Annotated in this window: 1 tRNA gene and 2 rRNA genes (1 of these 3 cut by a window edge); all 3 read right to left on the reverse strand. The window is 53.4% G+C overall.

From position 1 onward, the window contains the following. Window positions 1-15 precede the first annotated feature (15 nt). Window positions 16-92 (reverse strand) — tRNA-Met (locus tag GL286_RS21825). 60 nt (window positions 93-152) lie between these two features. Beyond that, window positions 153-267: ribosomal RNA gene (gene rrf, locus GL286_RS21830) — 5S ribosomal RNA — on the reverse strand. An 89-nt stretch (window positions 268-356) separates the two neighbouring features. Beyond that, window positions 357-2,500: ribosomal RNA gene (locus GL286_RS21835) — 23S ribosomal RNA — on the reverse strand (it continues 689 nt past the right edge of the window).

Below are 2,500 nucleotides of genomic sequence, written 5' to 3' on the forward strand. Positions count from 1 at the left end.
ATATTTTTTGTGATTTGGTTGCGGGGGTAGGATTTGAACCTACGACCTTCAGGTTATGAGCCTGACGAGCTACCGGGCTGCTCTACCCCGCGCCATTTGCGCTGATAGATAGCGCTTTTTGATCGTTTAGAGAGATGATCGCTTCTTTTCAGGTCTGGCGGTGACCTACTCTCCCACGTCTTGAGACGCAGTACCATTGGCGCAACGGCACTTAACGGCCGAGTTCGGGATGGGATCGGGTGTTTTGCTCGTGCTAAAGCCACCAGACCAGAAAAGAAGCGATATCGGCGTTTCCCATTTTCGGGAAGTTCTGTCCAAGGATGCTTTTAAGGAAGAAGGTCTGTCTTCTTCCGGATCAAATCAAGCCAATCGAGCCATTAGTACCGGTCAACTGAATGCATTACTGCACTTACATCTCCGGCCTATCGACGTGGTGGTCTTCCACGGCTCTCAAGGGATACCTTGTTTTGAGGGGGGCTTCACGCTTAGATGCCTTCAGCGTTTATCCTGTCCGTTCATAGCTACCCAGCACTGCCGTTGGCACGACAACTGGTCCACCAGTGGAACGTTCACCCCGGTCCTCTCGTACTAGGGGCAACTCCTCTCAAGTATCCTACACCCACGGCAGATAGGGACCGAACTGTCTCACGACGTTCTAAACCCAGCTCACGTACCTCTTTAAACGGCGAACAGCCGTACCCTTGGGACCTGCTCCAGCCCCAGGATGAGATGAGCCGACATCGAGGTGCCAAACGATGCCGTCGATATGGACTCTTGGGCATCATCAGCCTGTTATCCCCAGCGTACCTTTTATCCGTTGAGCGATGGCCCTTCCACTCGGGACCACCGGATCACTATGGCCGACTTTCGTCTCTGCTCGACTTGTCAGTCTTGCAGTCAGGCTGGCTTCTGCCATTGCACTCAACGAGCGATTTCCGACCGCTCTGAGCCAACCTTCGCGCGCCTCCGTTACTCTTTGGGAGGCGACCGCCCCAGTCAAACTACCCACCACGCAGGGTCCCGGATCCGGATAACGGACCGCGGTTAGACATCAAGAGTGCGAAGGGTGGTATCTCAAGGATGGCTCCACAGCGACTGGCGTCACTGCTTCAATGCCTACCACCTATCCTGCACATCACAATCCTGATGCCAGTGCGAAGCTATAGTAAAGGTGCATGGGGTCTTTCCGTCTAACCGCGGGAAGTCTGCATCTTCACAGACAATTCAATTTCGCTGAGTCCACATTTGAGACAGCGGGGAAGTCGTTACGCCATTCGTGCAGGTCGGAACTTACCCGACAAGGAATTTCGCTACCTTAGGACCGTTATAGTTACGGCCGCCGTTTACCGGGGCTTCAATTCAATGCTTGCACATCTCCTTTTAACCTTCCGGCACCGGGCAGGCGTCAGACCCTATACGTCGCCTTACGGCTTCGCAGAGCCCTGTGTTTTTAGTAAACAGTCGCCACCCCCTAGTTTGTGCCCCCTGCCGATAGTTGCCTACCAACAGGGCCTCCTTCTCGCGAACTTACGGAGGTATTTTGCCGAGTTCCTTAAATGTGGTTCTCTCAAGCGCCTTGGTATTCTCTACCAGTCCACCTGTGTCGGTTTAGGGTACGGTCTCATGGAGGGCTATTTCCAGGAACCACTCACCAGCCCTTCCAATCCGATAAGGAAGAACTAGCTCTGTGATCCGTCACCATCTCCTGGCCCAGGAATATTAACCTGGTTCCCATCGACTACGCCTTTCGGCCTCGCCTTAGGGGCCGGCTTACCCTGCTCAGATTAGCTTTAAGCAGGAACCCTTGGACTTTCGGCGACAGGGTCTCTCACCCTGTTTGTCGCTACTCATGTCAACATTCTCACTTCTGATCACTCCACCGGATGCCTTACAGCCCGGCTTCACAGTCAGAACATTGCCTCCGTTGCTTTTTACAAAGCAAAAGAGGCAGCGTTCTATATCACAGAACGCTCCGCTACCACGCACATAAATGTGCATCCAAAGCTTCGGCTCGTGGCTTGAGCCCCGTTACATCTTCGCCGCAAGACCTCTTGATTAGACCAGTGAGCTGTTACGCTATCTTTAAAGGATGGCTGCTTCTAAGCCAACCTCCTGGTTGTTTTGGAAGTCTCACATGCTTTCCCACTTAGCCACGAATTGGGGGCCTTAGCTGTTGGTCAGGGTTGTTTCCCTCTCCACGACGGACGTTAGCACCCGCCGTGTGTCTCCCGGATAGTCCTTCTTGGTATTCGGAGTTTGCTTAGACTCAGTAAGGCTGTGGGCCCCCATCATCCATGCAGTGCTCTACCCCCAAGAGGATACGTCCGAGGCGCTACCTAAATAGCTTTCGCGGAGAACCAGCTATCTCCGAGTTTGATTGGCCTTTCACCCCTAGGCACAAGTCATCCCGACCTTTTTCAACAGGTGTGGGTTCGGACCTCCAGTTAGTGTTACCTAACCTTCATCCTGCTCATGCCTAGATCACTCGGTTTCGGGTCTG

The sequence above is a fragment of the Paracoccus aestuariivivens genome, from assembly GCF_009711225.1.
GTDB classification, from domain to species: Bacteria; Pseudomonadota; Alphaproteobacteria; order Rhodobacterales; family Rhodobacteraceae; genus Paracoccus; species Paracoccus aestuariivivens.